At 56.5% G+C, this 1,194-nt stretch carries 1 rRNA gene; it reads left to right on the forward strand.

What is annotated here, in order from left to right:
• Window positions 1–1,172 (forward strand): 23S ribosomal RNA (locus tag ACFZB3_RS50120); the annotation flags it as partial.
• Between the last annotated feature and the right edge of the window lie 22 nt (window positions 1,173–1,194).

Raw genomic sequence — 1,194 nt, forward strand, 5'->3', positions numbered from 1 at the left:
GAGCTGGGGGTGGCCGCAGAGACCAGCGAGAAGCGACTGTTTACTAAAAACACAGGTCCGTGCGAAGCCGTAAGGCGATGTATACGGACTGACGCCTGCCCGGTGCTGGAACGTTAAGGGGACCGGTTAGCTCCATTTCGGTGGGGCGAAGCTGAGAACTTAAGCGCCAGTAAACGGCGGTGGTAACTATAACCATCCTAAGGTAGCGAAATTCCTTGTCGGGTAAGTTCCGACCTGCACGAATGGCGTAACGACTTCTCGACTGTCTCAACCATAGGCCCGGTGAAATTGCACTACGAGTAAAGATGCTCGTTTCGCGCAGCAGGACGGAAAGACCCCGGGACCTTTACTACAGTTTGATATTGGTGTTCGGTTCGGCTTGTGTAGGATAGCTGGGAGACTGTGAACTCCGGACGCCAGTTCGGGGGGAGTCGTCGTTGAAATACCAGTCTGGTCGTGCTGGATGTCTAACCTGGGTCCGTGATCCGGATCAGGGACAGTGTCTGATGGGTAGTTTAACTGGGGCGGTTGCCTCCTAAAGAGTAACGGAGGCGCCCAAAGGTTCCCTCAGCCTGGTTGGTAATCAGGTGTTGAGTGTAAGTGCACAAGGGAGCTTGACTGTGAGACCGACGGGTCGAGCAGGGACGAAAGTCGGGACTAGTGATCCGGCGGTGGCTTGTGGAAGCGCCGTCGCTCAACGGATAAAAGGTACCCCGGGGATAACAGGCTGATCTTCCCCAAGAGTCCATATCGACGGGATGGTTTGGCACCTCGATGTCGGCTCGTCGCATCCTGGGGCTGGAGTCGGTCCCAAGGGTTGGGCTGTTCGCCCATTAAAGCGGTACGCGAGCTGGGTTTAGAACGTCGTGAGACAGTTCGGTCCCTATCCGCTGCGCGCGCAGGAATATTGAGAAGGGCTGTCCCTAGTACGAGAGGACCGGGACGGACGAACCTCTGGTGTGCCAGTTGTTCTGCCAAGGGCATGGCTGGTTGGCTACGTTCGGGAGGGATAACCGCTGAAAGCATCTAAGCGGGAAGCCTGCTTCGAGATGAGTATTCCCACCCACTTGATGGGGTAAGGCTCCCAGTAGACGACTGGGTTGATAGGCCGGATCTGGAAGCCAGGTAACTGGTGGAGGTGACCGGTACTAATAGGCCGAGGGCTTGTCCTCAGTTGCTCGCGTCCACTGTGTT

It is taken from the genome of Streptomyces sp. NPDC008092 (assembly GCF_042957285.1).
Classification (GTDB): Bacteria; Actinomycetota; Actinomycetes; order Streptomycetales; family Streptomycetaceae; genus Streptomyces.